This window comes from Bacillus sp. z60-11 (assembly GCF_046464135.1).
Classification (GTDB): domain Bacteria; phylum Bacillota; class Bacilli; order Bacillales; family Bacillaceae; genus Bacillus; species Bacillus sonorensis_A.
In genome coordinates this window covers 187,819-213,629 of the sequence record NZ_JBIYSN010000008.1, presented here as the reverse complement: position 1 = coordinate 213,629, position 25,811 = coordinate 187,819, and the positions used below count along the sequence as shown (strand labels likewise).

Below are 25,811 nucleotides of genomic sequence, written 5' to 3'. Positions count from 1 at the left end.
AAAGTTTAATTGATAAACATCACCCACATTTAAAAGATGCAAAGGAACACATCGGTTTTTACATCCGGGAAGGTAGCAGCAAGTGGGCTGGGAAGGCGAAAAAATGCACGGCCTTTGAGCGCCACATGACTGATTACATGCTTTTTGTATTCATCAATAAAGAAGCCTGGAAGACGATGAACCAAGAGCAGCGCGCCGCCTTGGTCGATCATGAGCTTTGTCATTTTACCCGCTCGGAATGGGAGGAACCAGATCCGAATGATTCAAGCAAATGGGTTACTATGTACGGGCCCGCAGAAGATCCTGACAGTTGGGGGATCCGCGAGCATGACGTTGAAGAGTTTTCGGAAATCATTGAGCGTCATGGCCTTTGGGAAAAAGGTATTGAATCATTTGCTGCTGCCGTCCGGGAGGCTGACTATCAAATGAATATTGATGATGTGAAAAGACTTCAAAGGGTGAAATGATTGGAGGCAGTGAAATGAGCAGACAAACCGAATCATTATCAGAAACGTTTATCGAAATGATCGACCCGGTTATTATCGTGCGGGTGAACAGGAATGAAATGATTAATTTGGATAATTTCGAGGTTAAAGAACATGAGGGAATGCCGTATCTGACCCTGAGAGATATTGCAGAGCAGGTAACCAAAATGTACGGTGAAACAATTGTCATTGATGTATGGATTGAACTTGGTTTGAACGGATACATTTATCGATATGTCGGGCCGGATGGAGAATGGAAAAAACATGGCCATTCAAAAGGATACGCATAAGGGGGGCGGCGGAATGAATGTTCAATTTAATAGTGAAAAGAGCATTGTAATAAACACAGTTCAAAGAGTAGCAATTGTAAACGGCAAAGAGATTCCATTTCATCCTAAAATGAAAGGAAAAAGTGTGACAACAATTAACGGGAAATCATTCATTGATGGTTTTGAACTGATAGATGAAGAATGGAAAAAGACATTAAAAGCCGCTTGGCATAAATACTTTTAGGACTGGGAAGGGGAAAGCATGATTTATCTAATTATAGGGTTCATCATTCTTGCCGCTCCGTTCATCTGGATGGAGATTGCGGAAAGACGGATTCAAGAATGGGAAAAAGAAAAATGAACGAATGGAGGGAAAGGATGTCAAAGGAACAGCTATCTTTTCTCGATGATGTGGACGAGAAAGCCGTCCGAAAAATAGTCATCAAAGAACTGAAAAATTACCGCGCGCTCAAAGTCCAATTAGAGAATAAAAAGGAATGTTCGTCTGCCGGCATTAACATTTTCCCTTCCCTCCGGGATTCATTTACCGTTAATGAACTCAAAGTCAAGCAGATGGAACGGGCTTTAAAAAACAGCTTGGACGATGAAGAACGTTTGATTATCGAAAAGAAATACCTGACGGCTGCCAGGGTGAAAGACATTAATATTTATATGGAACTCGGGATGAAAAAGGATACCTATTATGAAATAAAACAGCGGGCAATATACCGTATAGCAACAGCTCTCGGAATTATCTGAGGGCTGCTTTTAAATTTTCAAATAGTAAAATAGTGTTATAATGTGAATGTATGTAAACAAAAGGGGGATGTGTAATTGAGAGTCCTTATTAAATTTGTTGAACCAAAACATTTATCTGATTTTTTAAGCGGGAATGTATTTTTTAAAAGAACTGGGCATTTTATTGAGAAAGAAAAAAAAGATGGTGATAAAGTTATTGGTGATAAATACGAAGGTTCTCATTTTAGACACTATGATCCTAAAAAAGAGGTCATAGCCATTGAAGTAGACGGAAAATTTATGCCGTTAAAAGTAAAAAAAGGGTTTGCAACACAGCGTTATGAAGCAGCTCAGGATTTTCAGTTAACTTGTTTTGTAGAACTTAAACTGGACAATGATTTTATTTCTGAAGATAATAAAATATTTAAGATTAAAGAAGATGTTATTGATGGTTTAAAAAAAGACTTTGCAGGTCGAAAGGTCGTCTTAATTCGTAATGAGATAGCTTTCTTCGATCACTTAGATAAAAGTGCTAAAGAAATGAATCTTGGTCTTTACCATGGACCAGTTAAATATTTTGATCCTGAAAGTGAAACACCTCTCACAGAAGATGAGTTTGAAAAAAACATGATTGCGTCATTTTTTCATAAACGTAAATCATATCAAAACCAAAGAGAGTATAGGGTCATCACAGATAGGCCAGTAAAAGAAGACAATATCAAAATTCATATAAATAATCTAAAAGATTACATAAATATTTTTAATGATTTAAGTGATATAACCCTAATGAAAGTTGATCCCAACTAAAGCATTCTAAAAATAGAGTGCTTTTTTTATTTTATGTTAAGTTCGACAAAATCCCGACATTTTTCCGATAACCGGGGGGATAAAGAGGGGGAATTTTTATGCGTAATTTATCGATAAGATTTACTTATCAAGAAATAACGGGATACGCACCATTCCCTTATCAAGGTGAATTCGGATACTCAAATTAAGGCGATGAAGAATGAAGCCAAACGGGAGGAGCATTCTGAGCCGGATCGCGCTAGTCTTGCGGCTTTGGTATCGGGAGATTTGTAAGCAGTGTGTTTTTTGGACATGCTGCCTTACAATGCTTGGCTTCCTCCCGGAGTATGTGTAAGGCGCAAATTTGAATAAGCGTTTAGCGTAAGGAGGATTTCTAATAAATTTTTCATATACTGTTTTTTTCTCTCTTCTTTTATAATTAGAGAAAGAGGGGGAATTTTATGCGTAATATAGTGGAAGCACGGGAGCTCTATACCTTATTTGAGGAAAAATTTCAAGTTGGTGATGAACCAAAAGTTTTATACCATTATACAAATATTTATGGATTAGAAGGAATTTTAAAAAATAACGAATTCTGGGTTTCGAATGCAAGTTTTCTAAATGATAAAACAGAAATAAAATATACTTTAGATTTGAGTCGACAATATTTATCAGAGTTATGTGAAGAAAAACAAATAGATAAAAGAAAAGCTCTTTCTTTTTTTGATTTATTTGTAAAAGAAAGATTGGAAGAGGTAAGCTTAGATTATTATTTGCTTTCATTTTGTACAAACGAGGATTCTAATTTGCTTTGGTCAAATTATTCAAACAATGATGGTTATAACATAGCATTTAAGTATCCTGATATAAATAATGACTATTATAAAGAAACTGATGAGTATCCATTGTCTGCTTATGTTATTTACGATGAAGTTGAACAAAGAAAAATATTAAAGGATTACATTGAAAAAATCATTGAAATTGTAGAATATATAAGTGTTCTTAAAGTTGAAGAAATTCAGGATGAAATTTATAGACGATTGGGGTTAGTGGTTGGTGCACTTAAATTGTCTTCTCTCTTTTTTAAAGATAAATGTTTTTCTCAGGAAGAAGAATTTAGAATAGCCATCAAAAGAAAGGATTACTCATGCAGAATTTCAAACGGCACATTCATACCATACATTAAAGCAAGGTTTGAAAAGGAGAGTGTAAAAGGAATTACAATTGGGCCAAAAAATAATATGGATATAACAATGGAAGGTTTAATTCAATTTCTAAAACTGCATGATTATAGCCATATTACAAAAGAGAAAATTGAGAAATCATGTATTCCGTACAGATATTAAGCACCCAATTGGGTGCTTTTTTATATTCTCTGTAAACCGGGTCCAGTGAATCTCAGAATAGACGATCGGCGGCCAATGAGAGCCTCTGAGTGTGGGCCCGGTTTAGAAAGAATATATCCAGTCATAAATAAAAATCTTTCGACAAATTTTGCGAAAGGTTTTCTTATATTTTTCTTTCACCGATAATAAGGTGGGAGTGAGGAATTGTGGATAGAAAAAAATCAAAACTCAATTGGGACTTTGTTTTTTTGTTTATACTGTTTTCTCTCATATTAGTTGATCTTTTAATTTTTGCAGGCGTAATCAAATCTTTTTTTGGTAAAATTGATACAACATTATATTCTGCCTGTATTGCCTTTATCGGCGCAATCATTGGAGGAGGCATAACATATTATGGGGTCAAGAAAACAATTAAAGCTAACGAAGATTTAAATTACAAAAATGAGCTTCCTGAAAAAATTCTTTCTATTGAAGAAGTAATAAATAATGTTAGAGAAGTATATGAGAAACAGATTCCTATAATGAAGATTAGAATTCGAGAAGAAGGGAGGGCATTTTTTTATATTGGAAAAAAAGATGGAGAAGTAAGACTAATAGTAGGATCATTATATAATCCTCTTATGAGAGAGAATTTAGATGGTTATAAAAATAAACTAATTTTTGTTGATGGGGAAGCCTTTAAGATTTTTTTAGATTTTAAGGAGAAACTTCAAAATATTGAATGGTATTCTCGTGAAGCAGAAGATTTAGTTTTTGATTATGCTAAATTTGAATATCCAGATTTAGAAAATGCAATTAATAATAATGAACCAACAGCTGAACATGAAAAGAGATTAGGTAATTTGGAAAAAAGTATTTCCGACCTTGAAAGTAGGTTTAAAAATGAGTTAATTCAGTTATATAAAGAATTTCATTATCAATTGGTTTCAAAACAAACTCGATTGCTAGACCAGCTAAGGGGTCCTCTTTATTAAGAGGTCCTTTTTTATATAGATACAAAAGAGTGTTCAGATCACCAATAATGACCCAAACCTCATTAGGGAGATGGTATAGATGGAATCAAAATGTAAGCATTGCGGAGACGTTCACGGGGCTTTATTGCGGGAGGAGAAAAGGGAGAATAGCGTTGAAATTGGGTATATTCAATGCCCCGCCTGCCAACGCAGGGCTGTGTTCTCCGTGACCACCCAACAAATTAGAGTCCTCCAAAAGCGTATTAGAGGTGTAAAGAATCAATATGCGAAAGCTAAGAGGCTAAAGAAATCCGAGCGCCTTTTGACAGAGTATTTCAATTTAAAGGAGCGTATTGGCCTGCTTATGCAGCCGTTAATCGACCAAGCAAATGAAGAGCTGAACCAATAAGTGTTTGGCATTGAAGGAGGACTATAATGCCACCTAAACCATTAAGGGAGTGTAAGGCCCATGGATGCAAGGCACTTACCCGAGAGGGTTACTGCCCTGACCATAAGCACGTTCAGCAGGAGGAAACGAAACATTACAACAAACATTCAAGAAACAAAACAATAACAAGTTTTTACAAATCAACTGAATGGAAACGAACAAGAGAACTTGTTTTGCTTCGAGACAATCGTCTTTGTCAGCAATGCTTGAGAGAACATCGATTCACTCCTGCCGACATGGTCCATCATATTGTGGAGGTAAAGCAGGACTGGTCCAAGCGTTTAGACCTTTCGAATCTTGAAAGTCTCTGCAATGCTTGCCATAACAAGGTTCACGGCGACCGGAATAAGCTGATCAAGTAGGGATACCCCCCTATGAAAATCCTTGGGAAGCAACCGCCCCGGGAACGGCGCCCCCTTTTCTGTAAACAAACACCGCTTTTCAAAGTTCCCGAAACGCAAAATACCCTCTCGACAGATTTGCCGAGAGGGCTTGATATGACTGGTTTTGTTGTTGATTTCATCATAGCATGATTTGTGAAAAAAACAAGCGAAAAATTGCGATTTTTTAAAAGGAATGAGGTGAAAAACATGCCGAGACCTGCAAAATCCGCGGCCCTTCAATTAATACAGGGCAATCCGAATAAAAAGAATACGGAAGAACTGGCCGCGCGGGCTAAACACGAACAAAAAATGAAAATGCGCGCTGACAATATCAAACCTCCTTCCTGGCTGGATAAGGTGGCTAAAAAAGAATTTAAACGGGTTGCTGCTCTTTTATCTGAGGTGGAAATCATCACGGAGGCAGATATCAGCATGTTGGCTGCCTACTGTAATGCGTATTCTCAATACATCTCTATTTCGAAAATTATTGAAGAAGACGGCATCATGATTCATACAGAGGGTCAAGATGAAAACGGGGAGCCGGTCAAGTTGGTTGGAGAAGAGCACCCTCTGCTGAAACGGCAGAAAAATTTCTACGATCAAATGAAATCGGCTGCAAATGACTTTGGGCTCACTCCGTCTGCACGCGCCAAGCTCGCGATCACGAAAACCCAGGAAGAACGGGAGAAGACTTTAGCAGAAAAGGAGTTTAGTAATGTATGAATACAATTAAACAGTTTATGATTGATTACTCGCGCGATGTGATATCGGGCGAGATTGTTGCGTGCGAAAAGCATATATGGGCTTGTCAGCGGTTTTTAAATGATATTAAAAGAGAAGGAACAAGAGAGTTTCCTTACGTGTTTGACGATGAAAAAGCCCGTCGCTTTCTTTACTGGATGACGCAATTCAAACATACAAAAGGGCCATTAGCTGGTGAAAACATAGTTCCAGATCGTATTCAAATCTTTATTTTCGGTAATGTTTATGGCTGGATTCATAAAGATACAGGATACCGCCGTTTTACAAAAGTGTATTGGCAGGTTGGCCGTAAAAATGCAAAGACTCAGAGTCTAGCATGTGTTGCATCCTATGAAGCAATGGCAAACAATGAGAAAATGTCTGAAGTTTATATAGGGGCAACAAAGACGGAGCAGGCTCAAATATGTTGGAAGGAGATAAAAGCCCAAATAGAAGGGTGCGAACTTCTAAACAAACCTGAGCAAAAATACAGGATAGCATACAGTACCATTGAGCACCCAAAAACAAATTCAACCATCAAAGCTTTATCTAAAGATGCAGGAAAGACCGGTGACGGATTTAACCCGCAATGCGGCATAATAGATGAATATCATGCTCATAAAACGTCAGAGATTTACGATATCCTGGAGTCGGGGATGGGCGCAAGAACGCAGCCGATCATGGTTATTATCACGACAGCGGGGCACGAGTTAAACAATCCGGCCTATCGCGTGGAGTATGATTATGTTTCACGTCTTCTCGATCCAAACAAAGTAGAGACAAATGAACAGTATTTTGTCATGGTGAACGAAATAGATAAAGACGATGACATAAAGGATGAAAGGAATTGGATAAAGGCTAATCCTATATTAGCTTCTCATGAAGTTGGGAAAAAATATTTGCGAGATCGTCTTGAAATGGCTCTGGCTGTTCCTGAAAAGATGAGGGATTTCCTGACCAAGAATATGAATGTTTGGGTTAATATGCGCGACGGTGGATACATGGATATGCAGGCTTGGAAAGATTGCGGGTCTGATCAGTTCCCTGATCTATCCGGCCGTGAATGCTATGTTGGAATTGACTTGTCAAAACGAATTGACCTGACAGCTGTTTCGTTTATTTTCCCATTGGATAATGGGAGCTTTGCTGTTGAGAGTCACGGCTTTATGCCTGAAGATACTTTCTATGAGCGTATGAAGACTGATAACGTACCTTATGATCTGTGGAGAAAAAAGAACTGGCTAACCGTTACCGACGGCGCTGTTGTCGATTATGACTATATCAGAACCTACATTAAAAAAATGGAGAAAGAAAAAGGCTGGCGGATAAAAGAAATAGCCTACGATCCGTACAATGCCACACAGTTTGCCCAACAGATGGAAGCAGACGGATATGTGATGATTGAAATTCGGCAGGGTGTAGCCACACTTTCAGAGCCTACGAAAGACTTCCGAGAAAAAGTGAAGGCGAAAAAGATCATCCATAATAAAAACGATCTGCTGACTTGGGCTATGGGGAACGCAGTTACAAAAGTGGATGCCCAGGAAAATATAATGCTGGACAAGTCCAAGTCTACACAACGGATTGACCCGGCAGCTGCACTTATTAATGCACATGTTCGGGCTTCTCAGATTGATACAGCGATCGACTTAAACGCTTATATTCAGTCTGGATCTTTCAGCCTGTAGGGGGTGAGAATTTGAAAGTTTTAAAAGCCTTACAGTTATTTTTAGAAGATATTTTGCTTATTGCAGGCATGGTATTCATTTCAATAGCCATATACCGAATAAACGTAAACGCGGGTTTAATTGCAACCGGTGTTTTTTTATTTTCTCTTGCCAGTTTGGCAGGATTCGTTCGTCAAAAAAATAAGGACGAGGGAGGGAAATAGATGCTATTAAGCCGTTTAAAAAGCGGGATAAAAAATGAAATTGCTGAAGAGGATAGCGGATCCCTTCTTCATCCAGCTACGTGGTTTAGAAATATTTTTGCTGGATCTGAAAGCGCATCTGGTGAAAGGGTATCAACAAAAACGGCCGTTCTTCATCCGGATGTATATGCCTGTGTGATTGTTTTGGCGGATGATATTGCTAAACTTCCGATCAAACTTTTTCAGAACAAAAACGGCAACATACAACAGGTTCAAAATAAAGTCAGCGATATTATTCTGAACAAAGTCAATGACTATATGACAAGCTTTGTGTGGAAGCGGCTTTTGGTTACAAGGCTTTGCACTTGGGGAAACAGCTACAACCTTTTACTTTTTGATAAAGACGGAAATGTGACGGGGATCAGACCGTTGGATCCGGAAGCAACCAACACAAATATTGATCCTGATAACGGACGTGTTTGGTACTCCACAACGATTGACGGCAGATACCGTGAGTTTTTTTATGAAGAGGTGCTGCATTTTAAAAACCTGTCTCTTGACGGAATTGTGGGGCAAACTCCGATTTCAGTTATTCGGGACAATATAGGGTCAAATAGAGCTGCCACAAAATTCAACGCGAAATTTTACAAGAATGGCGGTGCACCGTTCGGTGTTGTTAAAGCGCCGACCCTTTTAGACCGAAAAAGTAAACAAATTCTTAGAGAAGACTGGGAGCGGGTGAATGCGGGGCAGTCTATTGCAGTTTTAGACGCCGGGCTTGATTATTCACAGGTAACCATGCCTATGAAAGATGCCCAATTTATTGAATCGATGAAATGGAATCGCCAACAGATTGCATCTATTTACAAGGTGCCACCGCATAAAATCGGTGAACTTGATCGGGCGACTTTCTCAAATATTGAACAGCAATCCCTAGACTATGTCAAAACTACATTGCAGCCATATGTTACAAATATCGAACAAGAGTTGAACGATAAGATTTTGACAGAGAATCAGCGAAACAATGGCTATTACTTTAAATTTAACCTGGAATCTGAGCTCCGTGGGGACAGTAAATCACGTGCTGAATTTTATAAAACTATGCAAAGCGTAGGCGCCTTTAGCGTCAATACTATTCTTCAAAAAGAGGACATGACAGGCATCGGAGAGATCGGCGATGAGCATTATGGAAACTTAAATCTTGTTCCCCTTTCAATTATGAAAGAATATCAGCTTAACAAGACGAAACAGTCTTCAGATCGACTGAAAGGGGGTGATGGCAATGGAACAAAGGAAGAAAAACAAGTATTGGAACATGAAGGTTCTGAATGATTCGACTGCTGAAATCACGCTTTACGGTTCTATTACCGGCGAAGGATGGTTTAGCGAGAGTTCGTCCAAGGCCTTTCAGTCTGAATTGAAAAGTTTAGGGGACGTGAGCTCTATTGATTTGTACATCAATTCGCCAGGCGGAGATGTTTTCGAGGGGCAGGCTATTCATTCGATGCTCCAGCGTCATAAAGCCAAAATCAATGTCTATGTGGATGCGCTGGCCGGGAGTATCGCTTCTGTCATTGCAATGGCCGGCGATAAAATTACGATGCCAGGTAACGCCATGATGATGATTCACAACCCATACATGGGGATGGTCGGGAATGCCGCGGAATTCCGGAAGGCAGCCGATGATCTGGACAAGATTACTGAAAGTATCGTTTCCACATATCTTGCGAAAGCAGGAGACAAACTGGACGACGGGACTTTACGCCAGCTGCTGGATGAGGAAACCTGGCTTACTGCTGATGAAGCTTTAAATTATGGCTTGATCGATGAGGTTTCAGAGTCAAAGGATGTAGCAGCCTGCATTGATCATCAGGTGCTGGCACATTTTAAACATGTTCCAGGCAAAATTGTTGCTCAATCTGCTGCTGGAAATCCGGCTGAAGAAACAAGCCCGAATGAAATACTAAAACAAAAGATCAATATGAAACTTGAACTCTTAAATCTTTAAGGGTTCTTTTTTATGCCATTTTTAAGGAGGACAAGCATTTGAAAAAGCTATCGAAACAAAAAAGCCTATTGAAGCAGAAAAAACTTTTGAAACTCGATATTCAATTTTTCGCCGGGGGCGGAATGTCTAAAAAAGAACGGGAGTTGCGCCAAACCTTGGCAGAAAAACGTACAGACATTGAAGCATTGACCGATGAGGGAAAACTTGATGAAGCCAAAAAACTACTTGCAGAAGCTCAGCAAATAAAAGATCAGATTCAGACATACGAGGATGTCCGAAATATGCAGGTTCCGTATGAACAGGAAGAGCCGCAGCAAGGTCCAGAGGCAAAGAACCCTCAACAACCAACGGATGATATCGCCAAAACAGATGTGAAAAACCATGTTCAGCTTTTCGCATCTGCCCTTAAAACAGGCAAAGTACCGCAACCCCTTGCCGCGATGAAAGAAGGTGTGGACGAGGACGGCGGGCTTATTGTCCCGCAAGATATCTCCACGAAAATAAATGAAAAACGACGTCAATTTGATACGCTGGCAAATCTCGTTGATGTCATTCCGGTATCAACAAACAAAGGGTCAAGGGTTCTTGAAAAACTAGCGGATATCACCCCGTTAGTAAATCTTGAGGAATTAGCAGATATTGAAGAATTAGAGAACCCTAAATTTGAAAACATAAAGTATAGCATTAAAGACTATGCAGGGATTTTGGTCCTCTCAAATGATTTACTTGCGGATACTCAAGAGGCGCTTTTGCAGTATCTCTCCAATTGGCTCGCTAAAAAATCGGCTGTAACCCGCAATACATTGATTCTTGAACAATTGGGTTCACTTGCGAAAACGACAATATCGAAACAGGACGACATTAAAGACATTCTCAATGTCAAACTTGATCCGGCTATTAATGCCACGACTAAGGTTGTCACGAACCAATCGGGATTTAACGTGTTAGATAAACTGAAAGACGCTTTCGGCCGTTACTTGCTTCAGCCGAACCCTACTGATCCAACTAAAAAATTATTGTTCAGTAAGCCGGTATCCGTCATTTCTGACAAGTATTTGCCAAACGGCGGTACAAAAACGACTCCAAAATATCCATTAATCATTGGAGATCTTAAAGAAGCTGTCAAACTCTTTGATCGTCAGCAATATTCCATTTTAACGACAAATGTCGGTGGTAAAGCATTCTATCGTAACTCTACAGATATGCGAATCATTGAACGTGAGGACGTCGTTCTTTGGGACACGGATGCTGTTGTTTATGCGGAATTTGCATCTATTAAAGACGCTGTTCCCGACAATGAAACTCCAAGTACCGGCGACACAGAAGATAAATCAGTTGACGTAGGAAAATAAAAAAATTGAAAAGGATGATGAAATATGGCAGATCAATTTTTAAACCAAAGTAATGGTGTTTTCACTTCCGCAGAGGATGACGGCACAGGTAAGCCCGTAACAGCTGTTTATTTGAAAAATAACAGTGAAGACAACCCTTTGTACATTAAAGGAATGCAAGGTGAACCAGGGCCCCAGGGACCACAAGGACCAAAAGGGGAAAAAGGAGATACCGGTCCACAAGGCCCACAGGGAGAACCAGGCCCCAAAGGCGACAAAGGTGATCCGGCCGTCATTGAAGAAAAAAGCATCACTCATGAAATGCTTGGTGAAAACATTGTCAGAAGTAACAACATCGGAACCGGAAGCATCATGATGGTTAACTTAAACAGTGAAGTAAAGGCCATTTTAGACGGTTTACAAAAGCAAATTGGTGAATTAAAAGGTGGCGGAACATCTAGCTAACGAAGGATAGGTGATGCCTTATGACTGAAATGGAACAAAAAGAGCTTGAAGAGGCGAAAAAATTCCTCCGGGTCGATGGTGATCTGGAGGATGATTTAATTCTTGGGTTTATCGCTTCTGCAAAAGAATACATTACGGCCGCAACCGGGTTGGAGTTTCCTAATAATTCAGCGCGGGCTGATATGTGTGTAAAGGCTTTTGTTACGCATTGGTATGAAAACCGGGAAGTGGCCGGCACGACTTCAAATCTTGATGGAGTTCTGACAACGTTGATCAATCAATTAAAATATACGGTTCCGGAGACTGATTCCAATGCTGAATGACATGAGGTACCGGATAAAGTTTCAAAAGAAAAAAGAAGGCGGCCGTCTTCCTGTGGAAGGTGACTATGAAACGGTCGTTGAATGCTGGGCAAAAGCCGAAGGGTTAAAAGGCCGGGAATATTACGCGGCGGCCGCGGTGCAGAAGGAGAAGACAATAAAATTTACGATCCGACACCGCGAGGATATCGACGAACATATGCGGATTCTTTTTCAGAATCAATTGTATGAAATTGAATCTATCATACCGAACTATTCCCGGAAAAATTTCACCATGATTCGGGCAAAGGCGGTGGAATAATGAAGATCGAAATGGAAATGCAGGGCTTTAAAGAATTAGATTCATATTTAAGCTCTCTTGCAAGGGAAAATGAATCGATAAATAAAGCCACTGTAAAAGCTGGTGGTGCGGTCCTTGCTAAAGAAATTGACAAGAATGCACCCCGATCAGACATTGGCGGAAATCACCCCCACATTGATGAAGATATCATTGTTGGGAACAGGACACGCAAGGATCCCGACGGTGAAATATATGCGGTTGTCGGTCCTACAAAAGATACGAAGTTCCGTGTCCACTTGCCTGAATTCGGAACCATTCATCAGCCGGCTAACCCGTTCATTCAGCAGAGTATGCTAAGTGCCAATGATAGGATGCTTCAGGCGATGGCAACCGTTATAAAAAGAGGGTACAAGCTATGAATGTAGTGGAAAGAGCCCTACAACTAAAAAATAAAGTATTTGAAGCGCTGGAGAGTGATCCGGCGCTTTTATTATTGGCTGATCCAGCAAACATTTTTGAGCTTGCGGTGCCGATTGGCATCAAAAGCAAACCGGCTTATATCGTCGTACAGGAATTGGAGTACAGAACTACTAAGTGGGCTGATGGAAAACCGATCAAGGACAGTGCTGTATATCAAATCGATGTATACAACGATTCTTCCTGCGATCAGATTTTGGCTGCCATTGTTGGGGTCATGAATCAATTGGATTTTCAAACATCGGTTTTAATCAATGGCTTTTTAAAAGATGAAGGGCTGATCCGGAAAGGTTACCGGTTTGAGGCCAATATTTTAATATAATTGGAGGTTTTAGAATGCCTGAATACAGTTCAGTTACCGGATTGGAAGGCGTTAAATTTGCGCCTTTAAAAAAGGAAAATGGCTTTTATGTGGCTACAAAAATTATTGATTACCCTTACGCAATTAACGCGAAGGTCAATACGGATACATCAACAGAAAAGCAATATGCAGACAACAAACTGGTGGATATGGCTGTCACGACTGGTTCCACAAAATTGGAGCTTGAAATGCGGGATCTGCCAATGGAAATTTTGGAGGAATTGTTTGGGATAGAAGAAACAGACGGGCTCTATATGTTCAAAAAGAATGTTATCGCACCATGGGTTGCTATGTCTTTCTATGGGCCAAAAGCGAACGGCAAGAATCGCCATGTAGGCTTAGTGAAAGGGCGTTTTTCTCTTCCGGATGATGAATGGAAAACAAAAGAAGAAAAGACAGACTTCCAAACAGTCAAACTCTCTGCTGAATTTATGGAGCGAGAACAGGATGACATCTATAAAGTATTGGCTGATGAAGATGCCCCGAATTTCGATTTGGACAAGTTTTATGAAAAAGTATTTGGCAACGTCTATAAAAATCCAGATTCTGGTTCTGGTGATAAATCCAGTGTAGACATTGGTAAAACAGTATAAAGGGAAGCAGCGTGCTTCTCTTTTTTTATATCTAACAAAATAAAGGAGGAGTCAACATGGCTCAAAAACAAATTTCGGTTAAGTTATGGTTTGAAAAAGAAGAAAAATACAAAACGTTTATTGCACCTCGTACAAATACAAAAACTTTGTATGAAGCTTTGGAGTTAGATGAGGCAGCTATAAAAACAAAGAATATTAAAGAAGTGCTCAAAAGTCTTGAAGATCGTATGAAATTCATTGTGCGTGTATTCCGCAATCAATTTACTTTAGAGGAATTTCAAGAAGGTCTACAGTCTTTTGAAGTTTCAGACGAAGTAAGGCGAATCATGGGCGAAATTATGGGGTATGAGGAAGTTAAGGAGGAAGAAGATTTTTTGCCGGAGGCCTTTCAGCAGAAAAAGGAATAGAGCAGCTTAATGATATTTACGCTGCCCTTTTAAAGCAGGGTTGGACCATGACTGAAATTGACGAGATGGATATTTACCATTACTTAGAAGTCTTGGCACATGAAAATAAACCAAAAGTGGTCCCAATAGATCAAGTGTTTTTCTAAGGCAGGCTTAAACAGCCGGTCTTTTTTAGTTGAGTTTATGCCAGGGAAGCGGGGTGGATACATATGGCGCAACCTATCGGAAATATGATCGTTAAAGTAGGCCTTGATGATACCGGTTTTAACCGAGGAATTGAAGGCTTAAAGCGGCAAATGCGTTTAGCAAATTCAGAAATGAAAGCCTCCAGCGCTATTTATAAAGCGGCAGGCAATCAATCTAAATTTCTCCAATCCCAAGTAGAAGGTCTCAATAGCAAATATCGTATTCAAGGCCGATTAGTGGAAGAGCATCGAGCCAAATACGAGAAATTAGCAAGAGAAAAAGGGATCGACAACCGTGAAACGCAGATACAAGGCCGAAGGCTGAATGATGCTATTGCAGTTCACCAAAGCCTTGGAAACGAACTGCAACGTGTAACAAGAGAATTTGAAAACACGACAAACAGCACCCGCCGCGCGTCGGGTGTTTTTTCTGTGTTCAGACGAGATTCAGGGAAAGTATCTGAAGGGCTAAACGCTGTTTACCATTCTGCTTCTAAGGTTGGAACAGCCCTTTCGGCTGTTGGCGCAGCGGGAACGCTGGGGATTGGAGTAAGTGTAAAAGCCGCAGCTGATTTTGAAAAAGCTATGAGCCGTGTTGGCGCTTTGGCAAATGCGACAAATGACCAAATGGGAGAGCTTACAGAAACAGCCCGTCATTTGGGGGCGACTACTCAATTTACAGACGGACAAGTTGCCGAAGGAATGCAGTATCTTGCGATGGCCGGGTATAAAACGAATCAAATCATTGGAGCTATGCCTGGTCTTCTCTCGACTGCCGCAGCCGGTCAAACAGACCTTGGGGTCACAGCTGACATCGTTTCTGATATCTTGACGGAATTTCATATCAAAGCTGAAGATACAAACCGTGTTGCGGATGCAATGACGTATACGTTCACCAATTCAAACGCAACGCTTCAAGAGATCGGCCAAACCATGAAATATGCGGCTCCAGCGGCAAAAACGGCCGGGCTCAGTATGGAAGAATTGGCGGCGGCGACGGGTATCATGGCGAACAGTGGAATTAAGGCCGATATGGCAGGAACGGCTTTGCGGGCTACATTTACTCGCTTAGCATCTCCACCAAAACAAGCCGGAAATGCGATCGATGAATTAGGTTTGAAGGTAACCGATTCAACAGGAAAACTACGTCCGCTTGCTGACATAATCGGCCAGATCAATGAGAAAACAAAAAATTATACCGAAACCGAAAAAATCCGTATTGCTAAACAGTTGGCAGGGCAGCATGCTCTTTCTGGCTTTATTACTTTGATGCACGCAGGAAAAGACAAGCTCCAAGATTTCACAAAAGAAATAGAGAACAGCGGGGGCACCGCAGACAAAGTAGCTAAAAAGCAAATGGATAACCTGGCCGGGTCTATGGAATACCTGAAATCTGCTGTGAACAACGCTCTTATCACTTTGGGGAACCAGTTTCTCCCTGTGATTCGTGCAACCACTGACGGCCTAACAAAATTCGTTACTTGGTTTGACTCATTACCTCCTTCTGTTGCGAGCACCATTGCGATCACTGGCGGAGCTGTGACTGTGTTTTCACTTTTGGGTGGAGCATTCTTATTGATTTTAGGCTCTCTGCCAAAAGTGGCAGCAGGCTGGAACATGTTGCGTACTGCCGGGAGCTATTTAACAGGTAATGTAAACCGAGCATCAGCAAGCCTCAGCGTTTATTCCACAGAAGCTATTGCAGCGGGCGCAGCTTCCAGGACAGCGGCTGCAGGAATGAATACAACCTCCACGGCGGCGGCTGTAGCATCCACACGAATGGGGCGATTTCATCAATCAACCACGGTAGCAACAACAAGAGTTGGGCGGCTCGAACAGTCATCTAGCAGAAGCGCAAGAGCTATGAGAGGGCTGGGAGGCGCTTCACGTGTTGCTGGGCTTGGCCTGAGTTTATTTGGCGGCCCTGTTGGGACAGTCGCCGGGCTTATCCTTTCGTTTGCGCCTGAGCTTTTAAAATTCGGCTCTGGGATTATAAAGGCTGGTCTTAATGCAATTAAAGGTGCCGGCGGTTTCATGAGATTAGCAAAAAGTGGCTTTGGCCTGTTTAACATTCTCAAAAAAGGAGCAGGAGTTGTTGGTCTCTTACGCGGTGGATTAAAACTGCTGGGTGGTCCTATTGGCCTTGCCGTTACAGGTGTAACGCTTCTCACGGAAGCCGGAATGAACTATTATGACAACCTGAAGAAAAGGGTCCTTCCATCGACTATTGACTTTGGTAAAGGGGTTTCGAAGGCTACTGCAAAAGCTGTGAATGCTTATGAAGATATGAATACAGAAGTCACGGCTAAGCTTGAATATCTCCGTATAACCAATGCAAAAATCACCAAGAAAATAGCGGACGATGTCGCAACACAGTTTACAACGATGGGAGAGACTTTGAAAAAAGGATTCCAAACAAGCGCTGATTCAGCCACCAAGGTATTAAAGGAATTTTATGCTTCCAATGATAAAACCTCAGATAAGGAAGCAGCTAAGATTCTAAATAAAATTGAAGTTGGAAACCAAAAGAAACAAAAGAAAATACAAGGGTACGTGGATCGTGTAAATGAGATTTATCGAAACGCCGCAAAAGAACATCGTAAGCTTACGGATAAAGAAAATAGAGAAGTTACTAAAATTCAAGGGAAAATGCTCGCCCAAATGGAGACAGCACTAACCCGAAGCAAAGATGAGCAAACGAAAATCTCTAGAAAGTTGAAAGAAGAGTCTTCAAACCTTTCCGCCAAACAGGCAGCCGCAGTTGTAAGAAATAGTAACAAAGCAAAAGAGAAAACAATTAAAGCTGCTGAGAAGCAGCGCGATGCTGTTATTGACGCTGCTGATGATCAATATTACGTAAAAGGCTCAATTTCAAAAGAAGAACACGATGATACTGTTAGAAAAGCAAAAAGCCAAGCCAAAAAATCAATTAAGCAAGCTGAAGAGACTCATAAAGGTGTAGTCAAGGAGGCAAAGCTTCAGGCCTATGGACATATCGGTCAGGTCGATTTTGAAACGGGCGAGGTTCTTGATAGATGGGATCTATTCATTATTGATTTAGCTGGTGTTGTTAATTCAATCACTGGTGGTATCAATTCAGTTCTTGAGTTCATGCACATACCAACAATTCCGGAATGGAAACCTAAAGGCTATCAAGATACCTCAAAAATGCAGGTTGCACCTGGCGCCGCCTATGCAAAAGGGACAGACTTTCACCCTGGTGGGAAGGCGCTTGTTGGTGAAGAAGGCTGGGAGTTAGCACATACACCTGGTATCGGAACTTATGTTGTAGGGGCAGGGGGCCCGCAAATTTGGGATCTTCCACGAGGCACCTCCGTACTCCCACACGATCAGTCTAAAGAGTTAGTAGCTACGGGGCTACCTGGCTATGCAGGCGGTGTCGGCGACTTCTTCAAAAAAGCAGTTGAAGGATCTAAAAAAATGATTACTGGGGCTGTGTCTTTTGGAAAAAGTGTTGTAAATAAAGTCGGGGATGTCAGCTCAAGCGCAATGGACTTGATTACCAAGGGTCCCGGTAACTTAATCAAAAAACTGTTTAGTGGGTTGATTCCGTACAAATCAGGAAAAGGCATTGACTCGTTAGGAACCGGTATACTCAAAACCTTAAAAGACGGGGCAACTCAATTCCTAAAAGGGGTCATGCCGGAACCGGGTACTTTTAAAGGAACCGGCGGAACGAAAGCTGTAAACCAATGGGTGACGGAAGCGGTCGGCATCGCGGGTGTACCCCTATCATGGATTCCGGGTCTTGTGACCATCGCAATGAAAGAAAGCGGCGGGAATCCAAATGCCATCAATTTATGGGATTCTAACGCGAAGGCCGGGCACCCGTCACAAGGGTTAATGCAAACCATCCCGTCCACATTCAACGCCTATAAGTTTCCGGGGCATAATAACATCTTAAACCCTATAGACAATATCCTTGCGGCTATCAGGTACATTAAAGCAAGATATGGTGACATAAACAATCATCCGGGTTTAAAATCAATGGGCCGTGGTGGCGGATATGTCGGGTATGCAAAAGGCGGTATCTCACCTGGCCGTGGTGGCTCAAAATGGGCGGTTTTAAATGAGCGTGGTTTTGATGAAACTACTATTACCGAAGACCCGGCATACCGGGAGCGCAATATCGGATTATGGGCCCGTGTGGGTAGCAAGCTTGGTGTGCTCCCGTCACTACAAGACGGAATGATTTCAAAAGCACTTCTCCTGCTGCAAAAGGTATCGGTGAAACCGGAGCAAGAGCCTAACCCACCCAATAACATAACTGTGGACGTCAGCCGTATTGTGCAGAATCAAGAAAAACAAATTAGTATGATGGCAAAACAAATAGATTTTCTAAATAAAAATGTGCAGCTTTTGCAACAGATCCTATTAAAAGATAACAACACATATCTTGATGGGAAGAAAATCGATCAATCATCCGGGGATCGGTATACTCGCACTTCATACTTGAATGGGGTGAGATAGTGGAATTGTACATTGACTATGATAATGGTCTAGGGGAGCAGAGTTTAAGTAGCCTGCTTCCTTTTTTTGAGCCTTTAAGTTTTACACCTGAGTCACCGGGCATTGAGCGGGAAACAACAAATATCCCAAGAATAAATGGGGTCGTTTTGCCGCAGCATCCCCGCGATGTCAAATATACAGAAAGAAAAATATCGGTTGAAATCTATCTGAATTCAGTTATTGCCGAAAATTTTTATCAGTATCGGCGAGAACTATACGCGGTTTTGGTTAAACCGTTCCCGTACTATATTTCAACTGACTTGCTGCCGAATCTCCGTTTTCGTGTCACATGTGATGGGAATTTCAGTATTCCAAAGGAAAAAGAAAAAAACCATGTTTCTTTTACTGTGGAATTTAACAACTACACTGGTTTGGCTGAGTCAAAATTTACTTCTTTGACAAAACAGAATTTTCACGGAGAATACTGGAGCCCAGGCATGAATATTCAGATGCACGACAACCTGGAATATGTGTTTAAAAATCGAAAAAGATTTCAGGTTTACAATACGGGGGATGCTTTTATCAATCCCATGCAGCATGACTACAGTGTGACCTTACGGGCTTCAGGTAAAAACGTGACGATTATCAACCATACAAATGGGGAGAAGCTGAAAATTGAACAGGAATTGAAAAAATCACAGCCCGTCACTTTTATTAAGCAGTATACGGTGATTAATAACAAAGCCGTTAAAACTTCAGGCAGACTGCCGGGGCTTGATATAGGGAGCAATGATTTTGAAATACAGAATACCAATGATTTTGAAATCACTTTCGATACACGTTTCTATTACGCATAAGGAGCAAGTACAATGGCAAATTCAGATTTTATAAAAGAAATTGCACCGGACGCCCAAAGAGTCTATAAAAAATATGATATTCTCGCGTCTCTTATTATTGCTCAAGCGTGTTTAGAGAGTGCGTGGGGAACAAGCGGACTCGCACAGCAAGGGAAAAATTTATTTGGCATCAAGGGTACTTATAACGGCCAATACGTTTTGATGTGGACCACTGAGTATGACAAGAACGGAAATGCAACCCGCGTAAAGGCAAAGTTTCGAAAATATCCATCCTGGTATGAATCTCTTCAGGATTTAGCCAAGCTGTATGTGAACGGAACAAGCTGGGATCCCGATCATTATAAAGCCGTAGTAGGTGAAAAAGATTACAAGAAAGCAACAGCAGCCCTTGTAAAAGCCGGTTATGCTACAGACCCGGCTTATGCGACGAAGTTAAACAATCTAATTGAAACGTATAATCTTACACAATATGATTCTGTGGACGATATTCCTGTTGATCCCGATCAACCTGACACACCGATACCGGAGCCGGAATTTCCGAGTAAGGAGTATGACGGCAAAGACATCACACTCAATCAGAATTTGCCTTCAGATGTTGATTTTCCACAGCTGCATGTTTCAACGAAGGATGGTAAAAGTGTTGTTGAAATAACGGGGGTTTCCGTTGATCTGACGGACGATACGACAGGTAAGAAGAGTTTTACCTTCACGATCACAAAAACGCAGGAGAACGGCACAGAATTCGATTTACTAGTGAACGACAACATACTTTATCTGGATGAGAAAAAATTCAATCATCAAAAATACTATATTACGGATGTAGAGGTAAGGCAGGAAAATAATATCCTTACAAAAACCGTCACAGCAGCTCATATTTTTTCTGTTCTGCTGATCAATAATTACGTGAATGATACCGTAACAAAGAAATTAAAGCTTAGAGAAGCGCTGGACATTGCCTTGAAAGATACAGATTTCAAATATATCTTGGAGGCGCCAGAGAGCGAATTTCCAAGCGCTGAGCAGGAGAATTTTGGCGATAAAAACTCTACGGAATTGATGGATGAAATTATTGAAGATTATGGGATTGAAATAGATGTCGATAACTACAAAATCTACGTCTATAAAAAGATGGGAATCCGCATCGATTTTACTTTGGATTCCCGTTATAACATGCCAGGCATTACAATTAAAACAAGTTCTCAAAATAGTACCACACGAGCCTGGGGATACGGTGCCTTAAAAGAAGGCAGCAATAGTACTGACAAGGATCCAAAATATGAATTTGAGCCTATTTTATATGTTCACCCTGATGAAGAGAAATTCTTAATTGAAGGAAAGCCGCGGTGGGCTGAACCGATAAAAGATGAAACAATAAAAAAATCCAGCCGCATGGTTTCTGCTCTGAAAAAGCATGTGAACCCTTATCCGGAAATGACGATCGAAGCTGATTTTCAAAAAATCTATGAGCCAAAACTTTTAGAAATTGAACAAGACTTCTGGAAAGGCGACACAATTCATGTCTTGGCCGATACAGCGGAAGGCATCACTTTTGAAGATGATGTGAGACTGATCTCAATTCAGTATAATCCACTGGATCCATACAGCAGCCCGCAGTTGACGTTTGCAAATTTCCGAAAAGACATTCAGGACATCAATGTTGACCAGGCAAAAAGGTTGAGGAATCAAAAAAGATATATGGATCAGTTGTTCAAAACGCTCAGATAAGCGTTTTTTATTTTGTCAAAAAGGAGTGAGTAAGATGGTGCGGCTGACTAAAAACTACAATACGACTCGTAATTCCCTCTATGAATCGCAGTTAAGCGGGGACATGCAGAGTATCGAAAACGCGTTAAATGAACATGAATATAATTTGAAAAACCATAGATCATCCAAAACCGCCCACACGTCGGAACAAATCGACCACGGCGGTTTTTCTGTTGCTAACCGATTAAAAAATCTATATTCACGGTTTACTAACCTGATCGTGAATCACGACGGGACAGATGTAAAAGAGGTTGTGGATGCCAGGGTAACAACTGAGGGAGATATTGCCCAAACATTGAAAGACAGACTGGATTTAGAATTTAATAAACTTGAACAGAAAATAAAACGGACGGTAAATGTTGATGATTTCGGAGCTGTCCCAGATGGAAAAACAGACAGCACGGAAGCTTTCAGAAAAGCTTTGGGGAATGGCCGTATAAGGGTTGAATTAAGTGCCGGCACATACATTGTGAAAGGTATCAAGCTACCATCCTGGACCTATATGATCGGTCAGGGCAAGGGTGTTACCACCCTCAAGCTGCACGAAAACACACCAGCCAGCGAATGGGTGATCACAAACGCCGATTATGAAAAGGGGAACAGAAATATTTTCGTACAAGGCATGTCCCTTGATTGGAACCCGGACAGGCAGGGCGGTGTCAGCGCCACCGGCGGCCAGCACTCAAGCTGCTTAACCTATGCAAATGTACAGTTTGGTTGGGTGAAAGATGTTGAAGCCATTAACGCGGGTTTGCACGGTTTCGATATAACGGCACCCACATATAATCGTCTGCCTTCCACACAGTATACAAAAGACGGCTGCCGGTATATTTGGCTGGACAACTGTGTCGCTTACGGAGCGGGTGATGACGGAATTACCACGCACTACAGTGAATACCTCTTTATTTCAAATTCACACTCATATGATCAGCGTGGTACTGCTCATCCGAAAGGGCAGTCAAATTCAAACGGTATTGAAGTTGATGACGGATCAAAGCATGTTTGGCTGTTAAATAACTATACATCCGGGAATATCAGAGGTGTTGAAATCAAAGCACATAAGGAATGGCCGGCAGCCCAAAACGTTCACATCATTGGACATATTTCATTCCGTGATGTGCGCGCCTATGATTTAAGACATATCGGGCACCATCTTGCGGCTGATCCGGAAAGTACAACGGCATATGATGTCACCTTGACGGATTGTACAGCAATCGAACCGGTATTCAATGACATGTATGCAGGGCTGTCCCCGCGTGCGTTGGTTGTCTCAGCTTATAAAAATGTCCAAATCAACGGATTTACGGCTATCGGTGACCCGAATTATGATTACAAAAATAATCCGGCCGTCGCGTTCCAATATAAATGCCGAAACATTACGGTCAACGGAATAAAAATTCGCGGTTTCAAGAAGGCAGCAATGGACATTCGTGTATTCGGGGGTGCTCAAAAAGCCGACCACGTAAAGATTTCAAATATCGACATCCGGGAATCTGCGCCACAGGGCATCGGGTTAGGGGGCGGTGTTTATAGCGTTTCTCTAATAAGCGGATCACTTATCGGATCAAATGGAACTTACGGAATTACATCACCGAACAACCAAGCTCTTATCCTCGGCATTATGACGGAAGGGTATAAGGTACCGGCAATGCTTGCAAAGAAAAATTATCCGTTTGTACCAACGAATATCCCTGGCGGCTTCAAAGCTGCAGCTGCTTCTAGTGTTGTTCTCAACGAATCAAGCGCCATTGTAGGGGCTACCGGTGCCAATGTTGCAAAAGGCCCGCGGAATTTCATGGGCGGCGTTTCCGGAGATTCTTCTACAGAGGGATCAAGGCAAGCCATTATTGCGGCGAATAACTCACAGACGAAAGGGGAAGGACCTGCGAGAGTGGTGATGGCTGCCCAGGCAGTTATTAATGATGACAGCTATTCGGTAGTTGGTGGATACAGTACCGGAAAGCCATCGTCAAATAATATCAAATGGAAACTGGATTCCACGGGCGGCAATATTCAAGGTGTGGGACGAGTAGAAAGCGTGTCCGATTTTAAAGACCTCGCGGAATACTTCGAATCCAAAGATGGCCGAAAAATTGAATCCGGTTATCTGGTGACCTTAGACGGCGACAAAATTCGGAAGGCGCAAAAAGGTGAAACGGTTCTTGGTGTCATTTCTGAGACGGCCGGGGTGATTATGGGCGGCGCGGCGTTCTATTGGAATGACCGGTATCTTAGGAATGAGTTTGGCGGCATTATCTATGAAATCATCAATGAAAATGGCCGAGAAATTAAGGTCCCGAAGGAAAATCCAAACTATAACCCTGATCTTGAATACATCCCGCGGGAAGAACGGGACGAGTGGCATGTCGTCGGCTTGGTCGGGCAGGTATATGTCAGAATTGATGAAACTGTTCAGGTGCGGGATCGCATCGTCCCATCTGGCGGAATCGGGACTAAATCCGAGGATGACACAGGCTTTTACGTGATGAGTATTAAACAACCGTATTCTCTTCAAAAAGGCTATGGTGTCGCCCAGGTCTTCATGCACCCACAGATGTAAGGAGGTTTAGTGATGATTTATAAAGAAGGCGAGGTATCATTTGATATTAACGCACAGAAAACCGCGGCCAAATCAACCAATATACAGTTTTTCACCCAGGACACGGGCAGCGCAAAGCTGTCCTTTTCTTTTACAAAAGACGGCGCTCCGTTGCCCCTTTCGGCCGTAGACGCCAAAATCGTTCTATTGTATGCGGATGACTCATTTTATAAGCGCAGCTTGACGCTGACGGATAAAGTAAACGGGAAAGCAGAATATGTCTTATCCGATGAAGAGCTTAAACATTACGGCCAGGTCAGAGCTGAGATCAAACTATATTATACGAACGGACAGGCGATTGCGACAGTTTATTTCACTTTCTCCATTGCGAAAACGTTAGAAGATCAAAATATTACCCCTTTGGCCGAGTATTACATTGACGATGTTGAAACGTTTCGGGCGAGCATCAACAAAACAATGGATGAAATCAGCCAAACCGTTGAGGAACTTAAAGCCAAGTTTGCTGATCTGGAGAACATCGAAACAAAGGACGGCGCCCAGGAAAAAGCAAACGCTGCAGAATCGAATGCAAAAGCTTACACGGACAAACATGCGAACAATAAAGATAACCCACACAACGTGACGAAAGCACAGGTCGGTTTATCAGAAGTGACGAATGTGAAGCAGGCCGCAAAGATTGATTTCGATGCCCATAATCAAGACAGCTCACGACATATTACATCAAGTGAAAGAACAAAGTGGAATGAGGCAGAATCTAAAGTAAATGATCATCTCAACAGCAAGTCTAATCCTCATAATGTAACGACAAAACAGATTAATCTTATTAATGATTCTGCTTTTCAAGACGCTACTTATGATGGGAATAATTATCCTGATGGAATATCGACTTTTCCACTTTTAGCTAATGAGGCCATAGGATACCCAGGTTCTTATGGCGGGATTTTAAATGTGAAGTCAACTCAATACCGGTTTGCTCAGTTTTTCTTACCTGCAGGAAATATAAAAGATCCAAGAATCTCTATAAGGTATTGGTATCACAGCCAAGGATGGACAGATTTTATGACGCTTGTAACTTCCACAGATCTGGAGGCAGCCGAAAAGCAAATAGATACCTTAAAACAGCAGAACGCTTCTTTGTCTTTACAAATAGCGCGCCTTCAGGCCGATATTGAAGCGCTAAAAGGTGGTGCGTCTTCATGAAGTATCCAGCTTTATCAGATATAAAACAGTTTTATGATTGGGGGTGTTATACAGATGATGACGTGCGAGAATATGTGAAAATTAATTGGATTACTCCAGCAGAATATGAACAAGTTACAGGCAAGAGCTATGATAAGCCTGCCGTCAGTGTGGACTTGGGTATGACCATCACCCAATAAGGGTGTTTTTATTTTGCCTCAGGGGAGGTGAATACGATGTGAGAACAGGAGGATTTCAGGACATGCCACAAGCGAATGATTATGATGTTTTACAAAAAGAAATCGCAGAGATTAAAGCAGATCAAAAAACACAGGATCAGCGGATCACTACCCTCGAAAGAACGACTGACCGTCATGATCAGCAAATCATTTCTATCAATGAAAAGCTGAACAAGATCGAGGAAAATACAACTTGGATCAAGCGCAGCATCACGGGCGCGATCATTACAGCGGTCAGCACCGGCATCATCGGCGGCGCAATCGCTGTTTTTTATAATCTACTGCAAAAATAAGGA

29 protein-coding genes are annotated in these 25,811 nt (G+C 41.5%); all 29 read left to right on the top strand.

Features of this window, described 5'->3' with window-relative positions:
• Positions 1-467, top strand: a 467-nt coding sequence (locus ACINLD_RS20650; RefSeq protein WP_410207164.1) for a putative metallopeptidase, incomplete at its 5' end; no start/stop codon positions are given.
• Positions 468-481: 14 nt separating this feature from the next.
• Positions 482-775 (top strand): hypothetical protein, encoded by a 294-nt coding sequence (locus ACINLD_RS20645; protein ID WP_077736763.1) that lies wholly within the window; start codon positions 482-484, stop codon positions 773-775.
• Positions 776-788: 13 nt separating this feature from the next.
• Positions 789-998, top strand: coding sequence for a hypothetical protein (locus tag ACINLD_RS20640; protein ID WP_077737229.1), 210 nt, complete (start codon positions 789-791; stop codon positions 996-998).
• Between the two features lie 134 nt (positions 999-1,132).
• Complete coding sequence (locus ACINLD_RS20635) at positions 1,133-1,513, top strand: ArpU family phage packaging/lysis transcriptional regulator (RefSeq protein WP_229129326.1); 381 nt, start codon at positions 1,133-1,135, stop codon at positions 1,511-1,513.
• A 75-nt stretch (positions 1,514-1,588) separates the two neighbouring features.
• Complete coding sequence (locus ACINLD_RS20630; RefSeq protein ID WP_410207163.1) at positions 1,589-2,299, top strand: hypothetical protein; 711 nt, start codon at positions 1,589-1,591, stop codon at positions 2,297-2,299.
• 440 nt (positions 2,300-2,739) lie between these two features.
• The gene (locus ACINLD_RS20625; RefSeq protein WP_410207162.1) at positions 2,740-3,624 is read left to right on the top strand and encodes a DUF2971 domain-containing protein; all 885 of its coding nucleotides are present in this window, start codon (positions 2,740-2,742) and stop codon (positions 3,622-3,624) included.
• A gap of 206 nt (positions 3,625-3,830) precedes the next feature.
• Complete coding sequence (locus tag ACINLD_RS20620; protein WP_035338270.1) at positions 3,831-4,598, top strand: hypothetical protein; 768 nt, start codon at positions 3,831-3,833, stop codon at positions 4,596-4,598.
• A 79-nt stretch (positions 4,599-4,677) separates the two neighbouring features.
• Positions 4,678-4,986: a hypothetical protein gene (locus ACINLD_RS20615; RefSeq protein WP_410207161.1), complete on the top strand. Its 309-nt coding sequence runs from the start codon at positions 4,678-4,680 to the stop codon at positions 4,984-4,986.
• 26 nt (positions 4,987-5,012) lie between these two features.
• Positions 5,013-5,387, top strand: a complete 375-nt coding sequence (locus tag ACINLD_RS20610) for an HNH endonuclease (protein WP_410207160.1) — start codon at positions 5,013-5,015, stop codon at positions 5,385-5,387.
• 228 nt (positions 5,388-5,615) lie between these two features.
• The gene (locus tag ACINLD_RS20605; protein WP_410207159.1) at positions 5,616-6,131 is read left to right on the top strand and encodes a phage terminase small subunit P27 family; all 516 of its coding nucleotides are present in this window, start codon (positions 5,616-5,618) and stop codon (positions 6,129-6,131) included.
• Positions 6,128-7,837 carry a terminase large subunit gene (locus ACINLD_RS20600; RefSeq protein ID WP_268425968.1) on the top strand — a complete coding sequence of 570 codons (1,710 nt, stop codon included), beginning with the start codon at positions 6,128-6,130 and terminating at the stop codon, positions 7,835-7,837. The genes ACINLD_RS20605 and ACINLD_RS20600 overlap by 4 nt, the downstream gene beginning before the upstream one ends.
• Before the next feature lie 11 nt (positions 7,838-7,848).
• Complete coding sequence (locus ACINLD_RS20595; protein ID WP_048353720.1) at positions 7,849-8,040, top strand: DUF1056 family protein; 192 nt, start codon at positions 7,849-7,851, stop codon at positions 8,038-8,040.
• Complete coding sequence (locus ACINLD_RS20590; protein ID WP_057957705.1) at positions 8,041-9,351, top strand: phage portal protein; 1,311 nt, start codon at positions 8,041-8,043, stop codon at positions 9,349-9,351.
• On the top strand, positions 9,302-10,027 hold the full coding sequence (locus tag ACINLD_RS20585; RefSeq protein ID WP_410207158.1) for a head maturation protease, ClpP-related: 726 nt from the start codon (positions 9,302-9,304) through the stop codon (positions 10,025-10,027). The genes ACINLD_RS20590 and ACINLD_RS20585 overlap by 50 nt, the downstream gene beginning before the upstream one ends.
• A gap of 68 nt (positions 10,028-10,095) precedes the next feature.
• Positions 10,096-11,379: a phage major capsid protein gene (locus ACINLD_RS20580; protein ID WP_216899702.1), complete on the top strand. Its 1,284-nt coding sequence runs from the start codon at positions 10,096-10,098 to the stop codon at positions 11,377-11,379.
• Between the two features lie 24 nt (positions 11,380-11,403).
• On the top strand, positions 11,404-11,823 hold the full coding sequence (locus ACINLD_RS20575; protein ID WP_410207157.1) for a collagen-like protein: 420 nt from the start codon (positions 11,404-11,406) through the stop codon (positions 11,821-11,823).
• Between the two features lie 20 nt (positions 11,824-11,843).
• A complete protein-coding gene (locus ACINLD_RS20570) occupies positions 11,844-12,146 on the top strand; it encodes a head-tail connector protein (RefSeq protein WP_016886549.1) in 303 nt (100 codons plus the stop codon).
• Positions 12,136-12,444, top strand: a complete 309-nt coding sequence (locus ACINLD_RS20565) for a phage head closure protein (RefSeq protein WP_016886550.1) — start codon at positions 12,136-12,138, stop codon at positions 12,442-12,444. Before ACINLD_RS20570 ends, ACINLD_RS20565 begins: the two co-directional genes overlap by 11 nt.
• On the top strand, positions 12,444-12,842 hold the full coding sequence (locus ACINLD_RS20560) for an HK97-gp10 family putative phage morphogenesis protein (protein ID WP_216899691.1): 399 nt from the start codon (positions 12,444-12,446) through the stop codon (positions 12,840-12,842). The genes ACINLD_RS20565 and ACINLD_RS20560 overlap by 1 nt, the downstream gene beginning before the upstream one ends.
• The gene (locus ACINLD_RS20555; RefSeq protein ID WP_096892030.1) at positions 12,839-13,222 is read left to right on the top strand and encodes a hypothetical protein; all 384 of its coding nucleotides are present in this window, start codon (positions 12,839-12,841) and stop codon (positions 13,220-13,222) included. The genes ACINLD_RS20560 and ACINLD_RS20555 overlap by 4 nt, the downstream gene beginning before the upstream one ends.
• Positions 13,223-13,236: 14 nt before the next feature.
• Positions 13,237-13,854: a major tail protein gene (locus ACINLD_RS20550; protein WP_410207156.1), complete on the top strand. Its 618-nt coding sequence runs from the start codon at positions 13,237-13,239 to the stop codon at positions 13,852-13,854.
• A gap of 56 nt (positions 13,855-13,910) precedes the next feature.
• Entirely contained in the window at positions 13,911-14,261 is a 351-nt protein-coding gene (gpG, locus tag ACINLD_RS20545) for a phage tail assembly chaperone G (protein ID WP_410207155.1), read from the top strand.
• A 209-nt stretch (positions 14,262-14,470) separates the two neighbouring features.
• Positions 14,471-18,937, top strand: coding sequence for a phage tail tape measure protein (locus ACINLD_RS20540; RefSeq protein WP_410207154.1), 4,467 nt, complete (start codon positions 14,471-14,473; stop codon positions 18,935-18,937).
• Positions 18,937-19,773, top strand: a complete 837-nt coding sequence (locus ACINLD_RS20535) for a phage tail family protein (protein WP_410207153.1) — start codon at positions 18,937-18,939, stop codon at positions 19,771-19,773. Before ACINLD_RS20540 ends, ACINLD_RS20535 begins: the two co-directional genes overlap by 1 nt.
• 12 nt (positions 19,774-19,785) lie before the next feature.
• Complete coding sequence (locus ACINLD_RS20530; RefSeq protein WP_410207152.1) at positions 19,786-21,498, top strand: phage tail protein; 1,713 nt, start codon at positions 19,786-19,788, stop codon at positions 21,496-21,498.
• Positions 21,499-21,532: 34 nt separating this feature from the next.
• Positions 21,533-24,097 (top strand): peptidase G2 autoproteolytic cleavage domain-containing protein, encoded by a 2,565-nt coding sequence (locus tag ACINLD_RS20525; RefSeq protein WP_410207151.1) that lies wholly within the window; start codon positions 21,533-21,535, stop codon positions 24,095-24,097.
• A 12-nt stretch (positions 24,098-24,109) separates the two neighbouring features.
• On the top strand, positions 24,110-25,297 hold the full coding sequence (locus tag ACINLD_RS20520; protein ID WP_410207150.1) for a BppU family phage baseplate upper protein: 1,188 nt from the start codon (positions 24,110-24,112) through the stop codon (positions 25,295-25,297).
• Positions 25,294-25,476, top strand: a complete 183-nt coding sequence (locus tag ACINLD_RS20515; protein ID WP_410207149.1) for an XkdX family protein — start codon at positions 25,294-25,296, stop codon at positions 25,474-25,476. The genes ACINLD_RS20520 and ACINLD_RS20515 overlap by 4 nt, the downstream gene beginning before the upstream one ends.
• Before the next feature lie 62 nt (positions 25,477-25,538).
• Entirely contained in the window at positions 25,539-25,808 is a 270-nt protein-coding gene (locus tag ACINLD_RS20510) for a hemolysin XhlA family protein (protein ID WP_410207148.1), read from the top strand.
• Positions 25,809-25,811: the final 3 nt, after the last annotated feature.